Raw genomic sequence first — 17,205 nt, forward strand, 5'->3', positions numbered from 1 at the left:
TCCGCAAAGAGGCCGAGTTGCAACGATGATTTCAGCGTTTTGAATCCCATCACTTGCGCAGCAATATCCAGATCATGGCCGCGATGAAGGCGAAGGTCACGAGGTTCATCAGGGTATCAGTAAGATCACCGATCAGCATCGCGTCGCCCCTCCTCTCTGAGCCCGCGGAACAAGCAGACCATCAACAGGACTGAAATAAAGACAAAGGGCAAAGCGCCAAGCGAGATGAGGATTTTTACCGAGTCCACGGATCCTGAAAGAATCATGGCAACGCTCAGCAGCCCCAGCAATGCCCCCCAGATCAGGCGCACGCGCGGAGGAGGATTTTCGTCGCCCCCGGTCGAGAACGTGCCCAAGACAAATGCCGCACTTACGACGCTGGTGACAATGAACAGAAACGCGGCCAGCACCGTTGCGAGGGTCGTAACCAAAGAGAGTGGCAGTCGGTCGAGCAGGGCAAAGGTCACACGCTCGATGTTTGTCTGCGTATAGGCCAGAAGTTCGCCCGCGCCGTTGAGCGCCTCGAAAAGACCAATGCCGCCAAATGCTCCGAACCAGAGAATAGAGAACAGTGTGGGGGCGAACAGCACGCCGATCACGAATTCACGTATCGTTCGACCGCGTGAGATGCGGGCCACGAAGACGCCCACAAACGGCCCCCAGGCGATCCACCACACCATGTAGGTGAGTGTCCAGTCGCTGAACCATCTGGTGACGTCATCGCCGAAAAAGGTGAAAGTTTGAAACCCCCTTGGAATGACGTTGGTGACGTAATCTCCGAATCCCTGAACGACCGTATTCAAAAGATACTCAGTCGGACCGAGGACCACCGTATAGGCAACCAATCCGATCGCGATCAGCATCGCGGCATTGGACAAGCGCGCCATGCCCTGACCCAGATCGATCAAAAGCGCAGGGATATACGCGGCGACCATTGCCAGAAAGACAACGCTGATCAGCAGTGCACCGACCGTTTCACGGCCACCCAGAACCGCGATTCCGTCCGCAACCTGAAAAACGCCCATGGCCATGGAACCACCAACGCCGATAGAGATTGCGATGATCGCCATGAAGTCTGAAAACCACCCCACACGCTCGGCCCAGCGTTCGCCGGGAAACAGGCTTTTGATCGGAGCGCTGACCATCATTCCAGTGCCGCGCCGGAAGCTGAAATACGCGATGGTCAGTGCGGTGGATCCATAGATGGCCCAGGCGTGCAGACCCCAGTGAAAATTCGTCGCCAGCATGGCCTGCTGTGCAGCGATGAAATCCGGGGCCATGCCTGAGATGAAGTTGAAATGGGTAAGCGGTTCCGCCACTGCCCAGAACAACAGGCCGACTCCCATACCGGCAGAGAACAGCATCGAAATCCATGTGGCCGTTGAAAACTCCGGTTCTTCGTCATCCTGCCCAAGACGAATTTTGCCATAGTGTGAAAACGCCAGAACCAGGCAGCCGATCAACATACCCGATGCGGCCAGCATGACGAACCAGCCGCGGCTGTGGAATGTTTGTTGGACAATCCCGCTGGCCCAGGTCACCAAACTCTGGATGTCGATGACGCCCCATATGCCGATTACGGCAATGACGCTGAGGGAACAAACCAGCAGGGCGTTGGGTTTCTTCATGGCGAATGGTTTCCGTCTTTGGCTTTCCCTGACAGTTTCAGGTTTCTGAATAAATGGCCAGAAAACAAAAAACCCCCGGCGGTTGGCCGGGGGTTCAAAAGCAAACTAGGCTATCGGGTTAAGATGCCTTCGCAAGGTTGCGCAGCACGTATTGCAGCACACCGCCGTTCTCAATGTATTCAATCTCGGGCGCAGTATCGATGCGGCACTTCAGAGTGATGGTTTTCTCTGTCCCGTCGCCATAGACGATGGTGCAAGGTACGTCTTGCAGCGGTTCGACAGACTCCAACCCGTGGATCGAGACGGTTTCATCGCCCTTCAGGCCCAGCGTCTTGCGGGTGTCACCGCCGGTAAATTCGAACGGGATGACGCCCATGCCAACCAGGTTCGACCGGTGGATGCGCTCAAAACTTTCGGCAATCACGGCCTTGACGCCTAACAGCGCGGTACCCTTGGCCGCCCAGTCGCGCGAGGAGCCCGCGCCGTACTGTTCGCCCCCAAAGACGACCAGCGGTATGCCGTTGGCCTGATAAGCCATCGAGGCGTCATAGATCGAAGTCTGCTCGCCATCAGGCCCCTTGGTGTAACCGCCTTCAACGCCGTCCAGCATTTCGTTCTTGATGCGGATATTTGCGAATGTGCCGCGCATCATGACCTCGTGGTTGCCGCGGCGCGAGCCGTACGAGTTGAATTCGCGCGGTTGCACCTGACGGTCAGTCAGATATTTGCCAGCCGGGGTGGTCGTGGCAAAGGAGCCGGCGGGCGAAATGTGGTCTGTGGTGACCATGTCGCCCAGAACGGCGAGAACTTTGGCGCTTTCGATGTTGGAAATGGTACCCGGCTCCGCACCCATCCCCTGGAAGTAAGGCGGGTTCTGGATGTAGGTCGAGGTGGGAGGCCAATCATAGGTTTCCTGTTGCGGAACCTCGACGCCCTGCCATTTCTCATCGCCTTTGAAGACGTCAGCGTATTTGGACTGGAACGCCTCGCGGGTCACGGTAGCTTCGACCAGTTCGGCAATCTCGCTTTGGGTGGGCCAGATGTCTTTCATGAAGACGTCATTGCCGTCTTTGTCCTGACCAATCGGTTCCGAAGTCAGATCGATGTCCATCGTGCCTGCCAGGGCGTAGACCACCACCAGCGGCGGCGAGGCCAGATAGTTGGCGCGCACGTCGGGTGATATCCGGCCTTCGAAGTTGCGGTTGCCTGACAGCACCGAGGTCGCGACCAGATCGCCCTCGGAAATGGCTTCCGAGATTTCCCGTTGGATCGGGCCGGAGTTACCGATGCAGGTGGTGCAGCCGTAGCCGACAAGGTTGAACCCGATGGCGTCCAGATGCTGTTGCAGACCCGCAGCCTCAAGATATTCTGACACTACCTGCGATCCGGGGGCCAGCGAGGTCTTGACCCAAGGCTGACGGTTCAGGCCCAGCTCATGCGCCTTCTTCGCCACCAGACCGGCGCCGATCATCACATAGGGGTTCGAGGTGTTGGTGCAGGAGGTGATCGAGGCGATCACGACCTTGCCCGATTCCATGCCGTATTCTTCACCTTTGACCTCGACCTGTTTGCCCATCGGACGCTTGAAGGTCTCGGCCATCTCTTTGGTAAAGGCCGCCTTGGCGTCGGTCAGGGCGACATAGTCCTGCGGGCGTTTCGGGCCCGAGATCGCAGGAACGATCGTGCCCATATCCAGTGTCAGCGTGTCAGTGTAGATCGGGGCGTAGCTCTCATCACGCCAGAGCCCGTTTTCCTTGGCATAGGCTTCAACCAGCGCCAGACGGTCCTCATCCCGGCCGGTGTTGCGCATGTAGCGCAGTGTCTCGCCGTCGATGGGGAAGAAGCCACAAGTTGCGCCGTATTCGGGGGCCATGTTGGCAATCGTCGCGCGGTCTGCCAGCGGCAGACGGTCCAGACCTTCGCCGTAGAATTCGACGAATTTCCCGACCACGCCCTTTTCGCGCAGCATTTCCACGACCTTCAGAACAAGGTCGGTGCCGGTGGTGCCTTCGACCATCGATCCTGTCAGTTCAAACCCCACAACCTCTGGGATCAGCATCGAGATCGGCTGACCCAGCATCGCGGCCTCGGCCTCGATCCCGCCAACGCCCCAGCCCAGAACCGCCATGCCGTTCACCATAGTGGTGTGGCTGTCGGTGCCGACCAGCGTGTCCGGATAGGCGACCTCATCCCCGTTCTGGTCAGTATCGGTCCAGACGGTTTGCGCCAGATACTCCAGGTTTACCTGATGGCAGATGCCGGTTCCGGGGGGCACAACGCGGAAATTGTTAAAGGCATTCTGGCCCCATTTCAGGAACTGATAGCGCTCCATATTGCGCTCGTACTCACGGTCGACGTTCATCTGGAACGCACGCGGGTTGCCGAACTCGTCAATCATGACCGAGTGGTCGATGACCAGATCGACCGGGTTCAGCGGGTTGATCTTTTGCGCATCGCCTCCCAGAGCTTTGATGCCATCACGCATCGCGGCAAGGTCGACCACGGCGGGAACGCCGGTAAAGTCCTGCATGAGAACGCGGGCAGGGCGGTACGCAATCTCTCGCGGGTTTTTGCCTCCGTTCGCACCCCATTCGGCGAAGGCCTTGATATCGTCGACCGAGACCGAAAATCCGTCATCTTCGAACCGCAGCATGTTCTCGAGCACAACTTTAAGCGCCGCCGGCAATTTCGAGAAATCGCCCAGACCGGCTTTTTGTGCGGCGGGGATCGAGTAATAGGAAATGGATTTACCGTTCACGCTCAGGCTGCGGCGTGTCTTGGCGGTATCCTGTCCGACTTTGATGGGCATCCGTGGCCTCCCTCTCAAATGACTTGGATTATGGGATTTGCTGACTGTTATCTGCATCACCAGCGCCTTGGGTTCAAGGTGTAACGAGGCTTGAGACGTAAAATGTATACCATTGTACACATTTTAGCGGGAAATATGTACTCCGGTCTCAAGAAACCTTGATTGGTCGTTGAACTTCAAAGCAGGTATTCCTGAAGACATTCGCCAAAGCCGAGAAGTCTCATGTTCAGAACCATTGCTGTGACCACCCTGATTTCCTGCCTGTTCGCCGCGCATGTTGCGGCTGAGGAAGACCCGGTAGTGGTCGAGCTGTTTACTTCGCAGGGATGTTCGTCTTGCCCGCCGGCGGATCAGATTATGCTTGACCTGGCCAAGCGAGACGACGTCATCGGGTTGGCATTGCACGTGGATTATTGGGACTACATCGGTTGGAAAGACGAATATGCCGACCCGGATCACACTCTGCGGCAGCGGGCCTATGCAAGGGAAGGCGGGCGGTCGATGATCTACACACCGCAAATGGTGATCAATGGACAACATGACATTGTTGGAGCGCAATCCCGCGAGTTGGACCGCGTGATCAATGCACATTTGAAGGCCAGCCCCGAAGCATCGGTAACAGCAAACCGAACCGCCAACAAAGTCACCGTGGATGTGGCGCCTGTGGCGATGCCGGAAGATGAAACCTACGATGTGCGTATCGTTCAGTACTCACCCATGCGCCACGCATCAATCCGTCGTGGAGAACTGGCGGGGCACGAACTGGACTATGCCAATGTCGTTGAAAATTGGCAGATTGCCGGGCAGTGGGATGGAAGTACCCCACAAACATTTTCAGCTCAGCTCAACTCTGATCTGCCTGCCGTTGTGCTGGTGCAGAGAGCAGGTCACGGGCCGATTGTTGCAGCGACCCGGGTGAAGTAACTAAGGTGTTTCTTCGGGGTGCACGCCCAACATGGTCAAGTTCTTCCAGCGGCGATGAATCCAGAACCATTGCCCCATGTGCTGCCGGACAATCTTTTCCAAATCATCATTGGTGAACTGGGTCATGGTTTTAGGATCTGTATGCGGTACCGGATCGTGCAGGATGATCTCGAAATCGATACCATTGGGCTGCCGCACTGCATAACAAGGAATGAGCACGGCATTGTACTTTATAGCCAGTTCCGCGTTCAGAACGGACGTGGAAGCAGGCTGGCCGAAAAACATGAGTTTCTCGCCACCTAGCGCATGAAGATCAGATACGATGGCAATGATCCCGCCCTTTTTGAGCGAACGTACCATCTCGACCATCCCGCGCCGCCCTTGCTCGAACATCGGTGCGCCGGTTTTGTAGAAGGCTTCGACATATGCGTCGTTGAAATAGGGGTTGGCCATGCGGCGAAAAAGGCAGCCAATCGGTTGGCCACTATGCTCTTGCAGGGCGACCCGCGCCGCGAGGTAATGTCCGAAATGCGCCGTGATCATCATGACAGGGCGCCCTTCGGCGACCGCTTTGTCAAAGGCGGCAATGCCCGGGCCGGATATCTTTGCTGTGCTCTGACGTTTGGTGAACCCTTCGGGCGAAAAATGTTCCATGATGGCCCGGCCGGCATTGTCAGGCACGTCGCGGCAGATTTTTTTGACCTCGGCGTCGGACAAGTCAGGGCAGGTCAGTTTCAGGTTCCGCCGTATACGTGTGCGAAATCCGACGACAGGGGCCAAAGTTCGCATGATCGCGCCCATGGTCGCGATGCGCCGCTCATACGGGACAAGGCGCATTGCGCCGATAACCCCCTGCAGGAACAGATTGGCGACATAGTATTTTCCAAGCTCAAACCGGCTGAGCTCCGACTTTTCGACGGGCATGGAGGTGTCTCACCGCGTGTTGCGAATTGCTGAGCCAGACATACAGCCCGATGCCTGTAAGCTCAAGCGCCCAGACGAACAGGAATCTGTGACCCGCATCGGGTGACCGGGCCGGGCAGGCTTGCCTTATGATTTATGTCATATCCTCTTCGTCGTCTTTTTCGATCAGAACAATTGATCCGGCGTCGACCAGAGCGCGAATGGCGCCAACGATCTGGGTCATGGCGTCTTCGGCCTCAGCTTGTTTGACACGCCCCCGCTCAGACATTTCTTCGCGCAGGTTGTCTGCCATGCGGGATGAAATGTTCGACAACATAAATTCGACAGACGCCCTGTCGTCATCCGCAGCGGCCCCGGCCAGCGCAGTAACCAAAACGGGTTGGTCCACCTCGCGCAGGATGGCGGGAATGTCCCGCGCGGTGATACGACTTGCGATGTGGGCGAAGGTAAAGATCGATTGGCGCACGAGGTCAGCGAAGTCTGCGTCATCCTCATCCAGCGCATTCAGCAAGTCGTCGCGCGTCGCGGCTGCGGATTGGTTCAGGATTGCGCCGACCCTCGGCCCGGGTCCGTCGTTGAATGCCTGCGCCGGTCGCTGATCCAGCTGAGCGGCCAGAGACCAGCCGATACGTTCAACCGCCTCAGGGGTCACGTTAGCCGTTTTCGAAACCGCAAATGTGATCCGTCGCGCCACAGGGCCGGGCATGTGGCCCAGCATCTGCGCGGCCTGTGCTGTATCCATCTTGGACAGCATTACCGCCGCCACTTCGGTGCTTTCCGCCTGTGCCATTTTGGCAAGATCCTCGACTGGAATGTCCCGAAGCCTTTGCCAGGGGTCACCGATCTGGCGCACCCCGGCCACCTTGCGCAAGCGCGCCGCTGTGGTTGGTGCGATTTTTCCGTTCACGGCATCCAAGGCCCCGGCAAGCCCATGAGGAAAGGCCAATCCGACATTGTCCAAAGCATCGCTGAATTCCCGTGCCACTGCGCCAAGGGTAACACGATCAACAAGGCCCATCTGGCCAAGCTGATGGGTCAATTTCTCTTGCAGGTCGTCGGGCAATTCCTCGAGCGGTAGATCGGCGCCTTCGTTCAGCAAAAGGCGCACAACGACGGCCGCTTTTTGTCGGCTGGTCAAAGTCCGGGGGACAAGACGCGGCGCGTCATCATCCCCCGCAGCAAGCGGAGCAGAAACCCCGTTTGCCGTTTGTATCAGTGCGTTTGTGTCCTGCATCTGCCCGTTGTGCCAAAATTTCCGAACCACGGGCAGAATAGAGGGAGTCGGGTTAATTAACCCTGAAGCTTAGTAGTTGTAGGTCAGCCCCGTCCGGATCGCTTCACGCAGTGACGCCTCGGCCCAGCTGCCTTCGCCGCCGCGGGCCTTGATCTCGCGCCATTGCTCGATTGCCAGGTCGGTTCTGCCTTCGGTCACAAAACCCTGACCCATGTAGCTGCGAGCCAGAAGATTGTCGGGATTGGTCTCGATGGCGTTCTGATAAAAGACGTTCGCAAGTTCCAGCTCGCCCACCTTGCGATAAGTAAAGCCCCAATAGGTCAATACGCGATCATCGTTCTGGTCCATGATGCGCAGGATATCCTGAGCGTAGCCATATTGTCCGTCATAGGCCAATTCGCGAACCGCATCATACAATTGCTCATCGCTCAGATTGGTTTTGTTTGGCTTGACGCACCGACCTCTGGCTTCGTCAAAGACCCGACCAAACAGGCATTTCTTGGTCGTATTCGTCGGCTTGGGTGCTGTACTGCCACCACCGCCCGCGGCATGGACCACTGGGGCAAAAGCAAAAGTCTGCAAAGCAAGGGCAGAAGCTAACAAAAGGCGCATTTTCCTACTCCGTTCTCGGGGCTGTTCTCAAAATCATAGTGCGATCTTCAAAAAAGCTAACAGCGGAACGGTCGCTTTTATTCACAAGCCGGAAAAAAACATGTCAGCCGTTGACGGATTTTGTGCAGCTTTGCGTTTCAGTATCCCAGAATGAGCCGGGCGCGCAGGATTGCGTTTGTTTGGAATGCGCGCTGCATGCAAGGCCAGCAGACGCCACGCAAACAAGCGCGACTGAGCAGAGAATGGTGCGGATCATGGAACCTCTCCCATAAAGAGCCAGCAATAGAATAGCTGATTTTGGGAGGTCTGGCAAAAAAACATGGCCCGACCTGCGCTGTGCGGGCCGGGCCTTGTGAAAAGGGTGGTTAGAACAGTCTTACTCGCCGAACACGCGCGCAAAGATCGTATCGACGTGCTTGGTGTGATAGCCAAGGTCGAATTTCTCTTCGATCTCTTCGGGGCTGAGTGCGGCGGTTACGTCGGCATCCGCCAACAGTTCTTCTTTGAAATCCGTACGATGTTCCCAGACCTTCAGCGCGTTGCGCTGCACCATGGCATAGGCATCTTCGCGGCTGACACCGGCTTGGGTCAGGGCCAGCAGAACCCGTTGACTCATCACCAGACCGGGGAATTTGTTCATATTTTCTAGCATGTTATCGGGGAAGATCAGCATCTTGTCGATCACACCGGTCAGACGGGCGAGCGCAAAGTCCAGAGTGATCGTGGCGTCCGGCCCGATCATGCGTTCGACCGAGGAATGCGAGATATCGCGCTCATGCCAAAGCGCGACGTTTTCCATCGCCGGGATCACGGCGGCGCGTACCATGCGGGCCAGGCCGGTCAGGTTCTCGGTCAGAACAGGGTTCTTCTTGTGCGGCATCGCCGAAGAACCTTTTTGGCCCATCGAGAAGAACTCGGCCCCTTCCAACACCTCGGTCCGCTGCATGTGGCGGATCTCGATGGCGATGTTTTCGATGCTACTGGCGATGACGCCCAGCGTGGCAAAAAATGCCGCGTGGCGGTCGCGCGGGATGACCTGTGTGCTGATCGGTTCGGGCACCAGTCCAAGCTGGTCACAGACGTGTTCTTCGACGCGCGGGTCGATGTTGGCAAACGTGCCGACCGCGCCGCTGATCGCTCCGGTGGCGATTTCCGCGCGGGCATCGCGCATGCGGGACAGGTTGCGGTCCATCTCTGCATAGAACCGGGCAAAGGTCAGGCCCATCGTGGTCGGTTCGGCGTGGATGCCGTGGCTGCGGCCGATGCGGATGGTGTTCTTGTGTTCGATTGCGCGACGTTTCAGGGCGGCCAGCAGACCTTCGAGGTCAGCAATCAGCAGGTCGGCAGCGCGGGTCAGTTGAACATTCAGGCAGGTGTCCAGCACGTCTGAGCTGGTCATGCCTTGGTGCACGAAACGTGCCTCTTCGCTGCCGACATGTTCAGCCAGATGGGTCAGGAAGGCGATGACGTCGTGTTTGGTGACGGCCTCGATTTCATCGATGCGGGCGACGTCAAACTCCACGTCCTTGGCCTTCCACACGGCCTCGGCGTTTTCGCGCGGGATCACGCCCAGATCGGCCATGGCGTCGCACGCGTGGGCCTCAATCTCGTACCAGATGCGGAACTTGGTCTCGGGCGACCAGATGGCGACCATGTCAGGGCGGGAATAACGGGGAATCATTGGCGGCAGCACCTTTATGTGATTGGGATGAGGCGTTGGCGCGGGGTTTAGCCCCGTGTGCAGCAGGGAACAAGGTGTGAGAGCGGGTATGAGACGGTTTGCCCTGATTTTAGCCCTTTGGCCGGGCGTTTTGGCCGCAGACGGGTTCCAGAAACTGTCCGGTGAAGAGATACGGACAGCTCTGACCGGGAAGAAATTGGAATATGGCGGTGGGGTCTGGCAAACTTTCGAGGCCAGCATGATTACGCAGTATTTCTCGGGTGGGCCAAGCGCGGGGCGCTGGGCAGTGAGGGGAGATCAATACTGTTCGACCTGGCCACCCGCTGATCTGTGGGCGTGCTACGACGTCTTGCAGAATGGAGACACGATCCGTTTCGTTGATGATGCGGGTGGTCAGACCAACGGGGTCTATGCGGAATAGTCCTGCATTGCCTCTATTGAAGCGCTGACTTTAGCGCCTTGAGTTGATGCCTGTCGTGACTGGCTTCCAGGCAAGCTCGAACTTGGAATTCTGCGGTCTTTGCAACGCAGTACTGGACAAGACGCGCGCTCGCGGTTCAATCTGCGAGCAAAGAAATCATCAGGTTATTCAGATATGCGCTTTTTATCAGGCTCCATACTTACCGTTTGCGCCGCCCTCTCGCTGGGCGGGGCGGGGTCAACACTGGCCGACACTCCTGTGACTTACACTGAGGATGGTCGCGCGCTGTTTCGATTTGACGTTCCCGATTTCTGGCTGCTGCGCACCGGTGGCCCGCGTGAGATCGAAGACACCGAGTTGCAGGATCCACGCGCAGTGGCGCGGGTCATGGGGTTGCGTCCTGTAACGGATGATACCGTCTGGATGGGCTTTGTCTCACCGGTGGGGGTTGCGAACATTCAGGACGGAATTCGGTATCTGCAGGATATCGACAAGTTTCTGGTCAACGATCCGACCGTCACCAGCACCAGCGACACCCGTATCGGCGGGTTGCCAGCCCGGGTTTACCGTGGGACCGGGCGTCGGGACGGCAAGGGTGTGAGCTTTACGGCCACCCTGATTGATTTGCCACGTGAGCGTGTCGCCATCGCCGTTGCCATTCTGCGCGACGGGGCCAATCCGGATTATGCAGATGATCTGAACGCCGTCTTTGCGTCGTTCCGGTCGCTTCAGTGAGGGAGGGCGCGATGAGCTTGAGACTGATCAAACGGATGGCCCTTGCATTGGGGCTGGGGGCTGCGAGTTTCACGCTGTCGGCCTGTGACGGTGTCACGGTTGGTGTCGGATACGGGTATGACCCGTTTTATGACTCGATGCTGTGGAACGATTACTATCACGACGTTGATGTGGATATTGATGTCGACCGCCCGGACCGCCCTGATCGTCCTGACCGGCCGACGCGCCCCGATCGACCGAAGCCACCGGTTGCCAAGCCCCCTGCGCGGCCGCGTCCCCCGGTGGCGCGCCCACCGGCAGCCCGGCCCCCAATCCATCGACCGGCACCGCGTCGCAGATAAATAAAAGGCCGCCAGTTGGGCGGCCTTCTTTTTTATGGAAGAAGTTCGGTTGTGATATGAGCCGAGCCTTCGAGAGTCCGGTGAACCGGGCATTTGTCGGCAATCTCTAACAGGCGCTGTTTTTGCGCCTGATCCAGTGGGCCGGTCAGTCGGATTTTGCGCCGGAACTGATCCACCTTACCTTCATTCGCCAGGCCAGCATCCTGCGCATGCACTTTGTCGTGGCATACATCGACGCTGATGCTTGTCAGAGGCCAGCGTTTGCGGCGCGCATACATGCGTATCGTCATCGAGGTGCAGGCACCCAGACCGGATGAGACAAAGCCATAAGGCGACATGCCCTTGTCCGTGCCGCCGTAAGAGGCTGGCTCGTCCGCGACTGCATGATGGTAAGGCCCGGCCTGAATATCCTGCAGGAACCCGGCCGGATCAGCCTCGGTCACCCGCACGACACCTTCCGGCGCGCCGGGCGGAGGAGCAGGCGGGTGCAGTTTCACATAGCGTGACACCCACGCCGAAATGACATCTGCCGCATATTCGGCATCAGAGGCCCGCGTGATCAGGTGATCGGCATCATCAAGGGTTACAAAGCTTTTGGGGTGCTTCGCGGCCAAGAAAATGGTGCTCGCGTTGTCGATGCTGACGGTTTCATCCCGAGGGGCATGAAGGACAAGCAGAGCCGCCTTGAGATCCGCAATCGAGGTCGACAGGGCAGATTGAGCGATGTCATCCACAAAGGCCTTGCCAATGCGGAAGGGACGTCCGCCCAAAGTAACCTCGGCGCTGCCGTCCTGTTCAATCTGGGGCAGGGCATCTTCGAAGTGATGGGACACGTGACCGGGATCCGCCGGTGCGCCCAAAGTGACTACGGCCTTAACCGTTGGAATACCTGCCCGCGCCCGCAAAACCGCTGCGCCACCAAGCGAGTGACCAATCAACAGCGCAGGGGCCATGTTGCGCCCGGCGAGGTATTGCGCGGCTGCAATCAGATCTTCGACATTTGACGTAAAGGTCGTGTTGGCGAACTCGCCTTCGGAATGACCCAGGCCGGTAAAGTCGAACCGCAGTACCGCAATCCCCATGGCGGCCAAGCGGGCCGAAATACGTCGGGCCGCGGGTATGTCCTTGGAGCAGGTGAAACAATGGGCAAACAGGGCCGTTGCCAGAACAGGGCCGTCCGGCAAATCCAGTCGTGCCGCCAACTGGCTGCCGTCATGTCCGGCAAAAGTGATGCGTTCCGTGGGCATGTCGGCTCCTTGAATGGGTTGGGGAAACATTCCCAATACTGTGTATAAGCGCCCCTGGTCACAACCCTTTTGTAAAATGCGTCACGCGAAGGTGAGAACCTGACGATTGTGTCGCTTTGCGCCAGTTCCCCAATATGCCCAACGATATCGCGCGCAGTTTTGGTCGAAAAAAAAAGCTTGCCATCAAAATATGTGATGCAATCCAAATTAAATATTCATTTTACTTATCATCCATCCAGACACAATTACTAGCTCGTAACCTTTGATACAGGAGACGCAAATGACACATGCAGAAGCCACGCCGCACCGCCCCGAGATTTTGCCACGCAGCGTTCTCGCAATTGTTCTGGCCGGGTTGATCGGCTTTGCTATCGGGCAGTCCTGGCCAGCAAATTTCAACGGGTCGCAAGATCAGGTGCGACCAGCCGTTGAGGACTGGCACGGCAACGTTCGTCGGTCATATTGGTCTGAGTGAGGGCTGGGCCTCACTCAAGTCCCATCAACCGGGCGTCGAAGGGATATTTCGTCAGGTTTTCATATCCGTCTTCGGTTATGAGAACCTGATCTTCAAGCTTGATGCTGAAGTCACCGCCGACTTCGCCGACGCAAGCCTCGACGCACAGAACCATTCCGGGTTCCAGCGCATAGTCATAAGACCCCTCGACCGCCTTATCGGGATAGGCCACAAGCGGCCATTCATCACACAGACCGACACCATGCATCAGGCAGCCGTATTTTTGCGCCTGGAACTTGTCGTCCAGCACGTGAGTATTGGCCGTCAGTTCAGGGATCATCACGCCGGGCTTGAGCATCTCCATATTGGTCATGATGTGCTCGTGCGCGTGTTGCATGGCATAGATCATATCTTCGCGCGGTTTCTCGTCACCAATCCACCAGCTGCGCGAAATGTCGATGCAAATCCCGTAGGAACCGATCAGGTCAGTGTCGAATGAGATGATCTCATTCTGCTGGGTGATCCGTGGGCCGCATTCCTGAAACCACGGGTTGGTCCGTTGGCCAGAGGCCAGCAGGCGGGTTTCGATCCACTCACCCCCGCGTTTGATGTTTTCGGCGTGCAGGACCGCCCAGATATCATCTTCGGAGGTTTTACCGTCGCCTACATTGGCGCGGGCGAATTTCTCCATTTCGGCAACGGCTGTTTCACATGCATGGCTGGCGCAACGCATGGCGAGGATCTCGTCGGGTCCTTTGATGGCGCGGGTTTTCTCGGTCAGCTCTTCGCCTTCCATAATCTCGAACCCTTGCGCTTCGAGCGCGCGCAACCCGTGCAGCATGATCTTGTCGACGGCCAGACGTTTGTTGCCGCCGCTGTGTTCTTCGATCAGCACCCGCACTTCATTCGAGAACACATCCGCTGCAACGTCGACTTTGTCACCCCGGTCGAAATAAAACAGGTCCGCGCCCGAGCGCTGTTCGCGCACCAGCGGGTTGAATGTGCTGAGGAAGGGCGAGTTCTTGTAATCCCAGATCACCATGTACCCGTCTGCACACAGCAAAACCGCGCGAAACGGATTGTGGGTGTTCCACAGCTGCATATTGGTGCTGTCCGTCGCGTAACGGATGTTCAACGGGTCGAAAATCAGCAAGCCGCCATAACCGCGATCAACAATCGCCTGAGTCAAACGCTTCCAGCGGTGTTCCCGCATCCGCGCGAGGTTGGGAAGTTCCAGCCCGGCGGCAGCCCATTCGTCAAAAGCGAGCTGCGTTGGCCCGATTTCGATCCGGTCATTTTCGTTTGGTGTGCCATCGCCTAACGTTGCGCCACGGGTGGGGTCAATCTTGCGAGAGTCTCGGTAATGCTGGTTCATGACTGGCCTCTTTGCTTGTCCGGCTATTTTTAGTTTGACCGATATGGCCGTCTGATAAAAACGCGACGGCAGGGTTGTCGTTTTCAACCGACAATTGGCGCGAAGCGTGCTAAGCCGCTGGTATGGCACGTATTCTGCAAAACAAAATTCCTTATGATGTCAGTAACCCACGCGCTTTGCCGGGTATTCAACCTGCGACGATGGAAAACTGGCTGCATCAGGATGAAGCCTTTGCCGGTCAGATGCTGCGTCGCGAAGAGCTGTTGGCGGAACATCGCGATGAAGTGCTGGTGCTTGATCCAAAGGCAAAACCAGCGGCCGAAGAGCTGTTGGATCTGGTGCTGACGCTGATTCATCCAATGGCCGGAGAGAGGGTGCTTCGACCAGATGGTGAATCGGTAACAATCGACAGGGATCGACCTTTGGATACGCTGTGCCGACTGGTGCAGGAGGATTTTTGCATCCTGCAAAAACAGGGTGACGAGCACGTGTTGACAGGTGCTATCTTATGTTTTCCAGCAAGTTGGCGCTTGTCCGAAAAATTCATGCGACCGCTGATCGATATCCATTTGCCGGTGGAAAGCTATGACGTCAATATCGCGAAACGGGTGCAGAGGTTGTTTGACGGCATTCAACCCGGTCGTCCGCTTTGGCGTTTCAATACTCTTTGGTACGAGGATCCAGAGCTTTTTCAACCTCGCAGTGCCAGTGAGCGGCGCGAGTTTCGGGATCGGCGTTCAACCTCTTACCTGCGCAGCGAGCGGCAGACCTTGTTGCGGCTGCCGAAGACAAATGCGGTCGTGTTCTCGATCCACACCTACGTTCTGGCTGCGGACGCGGTCCCGAAAACGGAAAACCCCGCCTGATGGCGGGGCCTCCTAGGAGGGTCTTCAGTAATTTGGTTACATGCCCAAAACGTTGGCAACATCGGCCAACGCGTTGCTGGCGTTCAGCGCAACAATGGCAAAGGTGAACACAAGAACCTGAGTGTTGAGCCGAAAATCCTCGCCCCGGATCAGGTTCACTGCTGCCATGGAGACCGCGATTGGTGCGGACACGCTGGCCAATACACCCGTCATGCACCAACTGCTGAGGCGCAGGATGTCGCTGGGCTTTTGGCTATCATCTGCAATAGGGGATTCCGCAGCACTTGGGTCGTTCAGGTCCGTGTCTTCGCTTCGGAAAGCGATGCTGAGCAGTTGTTCGTCCGTCAACTGAATGGGACGCGCGGCAGGCGCGTGCAGAGCACTGACAACGTCTTCCTGCTCGGGCAATTTTACCCCGGCAAACTGTCCGGTCAGAGACTGAAAAATCTGCTTCCTGTCCCGTGTTGCCCTGCTTGGCGTCAGCGTGTCAAAGGCGCACATGAACTGTTCGACCGTCAGAACCGTACGGGGCGACAGCCATTCGACGCGCCGGGTCGAACAGATATCGACCATGCGGTATAAAATGACCACAAGCATCAGTTCGGAAATTTCGGCGTCATCCAGAAGCGGCGATACCGGTGTGACCGACAGAACCAATCTGTTTTGCGGATGCGACGCGCGGGGTTTTGTTGTTGTTTTCAACCCCGCGGCGCGATCCATACGCTCGTATCGGTCCTCCTGCTCGGAGGTGCCTGTATCCAGCGTCATCCGAACCAGATACTGGCTCGAGACGATACTGGCCTCTGTTGTGCTGAGCAGGGCCTTGCGTTCGACCAGATGGCCGTAGTCTTCAAGCGTTGTGGCAACGATCGTTCCGAAACGCTCTATCGCGCCGGTTGTGTCGCCATCAAATTGCAGGCCGCCATGGTAGCTGTGCTTCCGAGCCACTGCCCCGTCCTTTTCTGCGTTCTGTTCGACAAACACTTTAACAATCATTCTGGGGGAGAATTTGGCGAAAAATGCAAAAAGGTGAAATTTTCACGCGATTGGTTACGCTTTGGAAACCAAGAAACTAAAGGCTTTTCTTTGTCACTGTGGCGGGAATGTGGCGAAATCTGGTGCGAAGCGTGTTTGACACGCGGCGAGGCTATTGGTCGATTCGGGCGGCCATTATGGCAATGGATTGCTGATAAACTGAGGCCGCGTTCCACTGCTGCAAGACCCTGAAATTCGGTTCCCCTGGCTGATACCCGCGGCCCGGTTTCCACCCTTTCTTGCGTAGAAAATTCGCAGTCGAGGCAAGAGCATCCGTCATGTTGTAGAAATCCACCCGCCGGTCACCAGTTGCGTCGACGCCGTAGGTCAGGGCATTGCCCGGCAGGAATTGAGTATGGCCCAATTCGCCATGTTTTGCCCCTTTTGTCGCCATTGTAATGCTGCCCATGTCGACCAGTTTCAGTGCCCCAATTGCGTGCGGAATAAAGAACTCGGACCGGCGACAATCATAGGCCAGTGTTGTGATTGCGGAAACAACCTGACTGTCGCCCATGAAATTGCCAAAGCCGGTTTCCATGCCGTGAATGGCGATCAGGACCCCCGCCGGCACACCGTATTGCCGTTCGAAGGCAGCGTAGTAATTGGGGTTGGCAGCTTTGCGTCTGCGCCCCTGCGCGACGATCGTGTCGGCCCCTCGGACCCGCATGAACTTGTCCAGTGAATACTTAAAGCTCTTTTGGTTGCGATCCGCAGCAATGGTGCGTGTTGCGTATTGTGTCTGGGACAGGGCTTGCAGCCCCTTCTTTTTCACCCCGGCCTTGCGCGCCTGTTTGGCAAAATCTGCCTTCCAGGCCTCAAACCCCGCGCTGGTATTCCCGCAGGGTGCAGCCAGAACAGGGGTAGTCAGAGACAGGGCAAGTATGACGGCAAGGCGAAACATGGGCGTAATCCGATTGCG

Annotated in this window: 16 protein-coding genes; 6 read left to right on the forward strand and 10 right to left on the reverse strand. The window is 57.2% G+C overall.

The annotated features are described in order from the left end of the window. Positions 1–125: 125 nt before the first annotated feature. Positions 126–1,628, reverse strand: a complete 1,503-nt coding sequence (locus ACR0LF_RS00290) for a BCCT family transporter (RefSeq protein WP_480573270.1) — start codon at positions 1,626–1,628, stop codon at positions 126–128. Between the two features lie 118 nt (positions 1,629–1,746). Further along, positions 1,747–4,437 carry an aconitate hydratase AcnA gene (gene acnA / locus ACR0LF_RS00295; protein ID WP_480573272.1) on the reverse strand — a complete coding sequence of 897 codons (2,691 nt, stop codon included), beginning with the start codon at positions 4,435–4,437 and terminating at the stop codon, positions 1,747–1,749. A gap of 222 nt (positions 4,438–4,659) precedes the next feature. Here acnA and ACR0LF_RS00300 point away from each other — a divergent pair, with 222 nt between their 5' ends. Continuing rightward, the gene (locus ACR0LF_RS00300; RefSeq protein ID WP_480573275.1) at positions 4,660–5,361 is read left to right on the forward strand and encodes a DUF1223 domain-containing protein; all 702 of its coding nucleotides are present in this window, start codon (positions 4,660–4,662) and stop codon (positions 5,359–5,361) included. Here ACR0LF_RS00300 and ACR0LF_RS00305 read toward each other — a convergent pair whose 3' ends face one another. From ACR0LF_RS00305 to purB, 4 genes are all read right to left on the reverse strand, one after another. Then, positions 5,362–6,285, reverse strand: coding sequence for a lysophospholipid acyltransferase family protein (locus ACR0LF_RS00305; RefSeq protein ID WP_480573278.1), 924 nt, complete (start codon positions 6,283–6,285; stop codon positions 5,362–5,364). Positions 6,286–6,418: 133 nt separating this feature from the next. Continuing rightward, a complete protein-coding gene (locus tag ACR0LF_RS00310; RefSeq protein WP_480573281.1) occupies positions 6,419–7,519 on the reverse strand; it encodes a flagellar motor switch protein FliG in 1,101 nt (366 codons plus the stop codon). Between the two features lie 69 nt (positions 7,520–7,588). After that, positions 7,589–8,131 carry a tetratricopeptide repeat protein gene (locus ACR0LF_RS00315; RefSeq protein WP_480573284.1) on the reverse strand — a complete coding sequence of 181 codons (543 nt, stop codon included), beginning with the start codon at positions 8,129–8,131 and terminating at the stop codon, positions 7,589–7,591. A 376-nt stretch (positions 8,132–8,507) separates the two neighbouring features. Then, complete coding sequence (purB, locus tag ACR0LF_RS00320; RefSeq protein ID WP_480573287.1) at positions 8,508–9,812, reverse strand: adenylosuccinate lyase; 1,305 nt, start codon at positions 9,810–9,812, stop codon at positions 8,508–8,510. Between the two features lie 88 nt (positions 9,813–9,900). On the opposite strand from purB, the gene ACR0LF_RS00325 reads away from it, so the two are divergent. The 3 genes from ACR0LF_RS00325 to ACR0LF_RS00335 all read left to right on the forward strand — a co-directional run bounded on the left by ACR0LF_RS00325 (position 9,901) and on the right by ACR0LF_RS00335 (position 11,309). Beyond that, positions 9,901–10,233: a hypothetical protein gene (locus ACR0LF_RS00325; protein ID WP_480573289.1), complete on the forward strand. Its 333-nt coding sequence runs from the start codon at positions 9,901–9,903 to the stop codon at positions 10,231–10,233. Between the two features lie 174 nt (positions 10,234–10,407). Continuing rightward, entirely contained in the window at positions 10,408–10,968 is a 561-nt protein-coding gene (locus ACR0LF_RS00330) for a hypothetical protein (protein ID WP_480573292.1), read from the forward strand. A gap of 11 nt (positions 10,969–10,979) precedes the next feature. Next, positions 10,980–11,309, forward strand: a complete 330-nt coding sequence (locus tag ACR0LF_RS00335) for a hypothetical protein (RefSeq protein WP_480573294.1) — start codon at positions 10,980–10,982, stop codon at positions 11,307–11,309. A 32-nt stretch (positions 11,310–11,341) separates the two neighbouring features. Here ACR0LF_RS00335 and ACR0LF_RS00340 read toward each other — a convergent pair whose 3' ends face one another. Continuing rightward, a complete protein-coding gene (locus ACR0LF_RS00340; RefSeq protein ID WP_480573297.1) occupies positions 11,342–12,556 on the reverse strand; it encodes a bifunctional alpha/beta hydrolase/OsmC family protein in 1,215 nt (404 codons plus the stop codon). 280 nt (positions 12,557–12,836) lie between these two features. Between ACR0LF_RS00340 and ACR0LF_RS00345 the strand changes: the two genes are divergently transcribed. Next, on the forward strand, positions 12,837–13,031 hold the full coding sequence (locus ACR0LF_RS00345) for a hypothetical protein (protein WP_480573300.1): 195 nt from the start codon (positions 12,837–12,839) through the stop codon (positions 13,029–13,031). Between the two features lie 10 nt (positions 13,032–13,041). On the opposite strand, the gene dddP is transcribed toward ACR0LF_RS00345, so the two are convergent. After that, positions 13,042–14,385, reverse strand: coding sequence for a dimethylsulfonioproprionate lyase DddP (gene dddP, locus ACR0LF_RS00350; protein WP_480573303.1), 1,344 nt, complete (start codon positions 14,383–14,385; stop codon positions 13,042–13,044). Between the two features lie 122 nt (positions 14,386–14,507). On the opposite strand from dddP, the gene ACR0LF_RS00355 reads away from it, so the two are divergent. Continuing rightward, on the forward strand, positions 14,508–15,251 hold the full coding sequence (locus tag ACR0LF_RS00355; protein ID WP_480573306.1) for a heme-dependent oxidative N-demethylase family protein: 744 nt from the start codon (positions 14,508–14,510) through the stop codon (positions 15,249–15,251). A 36-nt stretch (positions 15,252–15,287) separates the two neighbouring features. On the opposite strand, the gene ACR0LF_RS00360 is transcribed toward ACR0LF_RS00355, so the two are convergent. Together ACR0LF_RS00360 and ACR0LF_RS00365 are read right to left on the reverse strand one after the other, a co-directional pair. Then, positions 15,288–16,199, reverse strand: a complete 912-nt coding sequence (locus tag ACR0LF_RS00360) for a hypothetical protein (protein WP_480855941.1) — start codon at positions 16,197–16,199, stop codon at positions 15,288–15,290. Between the two features lie 199 nt (positions 16,200–16,398). Then, positions 16,399–17,187: a lytic murein transglycosylase gene (locus ACR0LF_RS00365; RefSeq protein WP_480573312.1), complete on the reverse strand. Its 789-nt coding sequence runs from the start codon at positions 17,185–17,187 to the stop codon at positions 16,399–16,401. Positions 17,188–17,205: the final 18 nt, after the last annotated feature.

This window comes from Ruegeria sp. E8 (assembly GCF_056533985.1).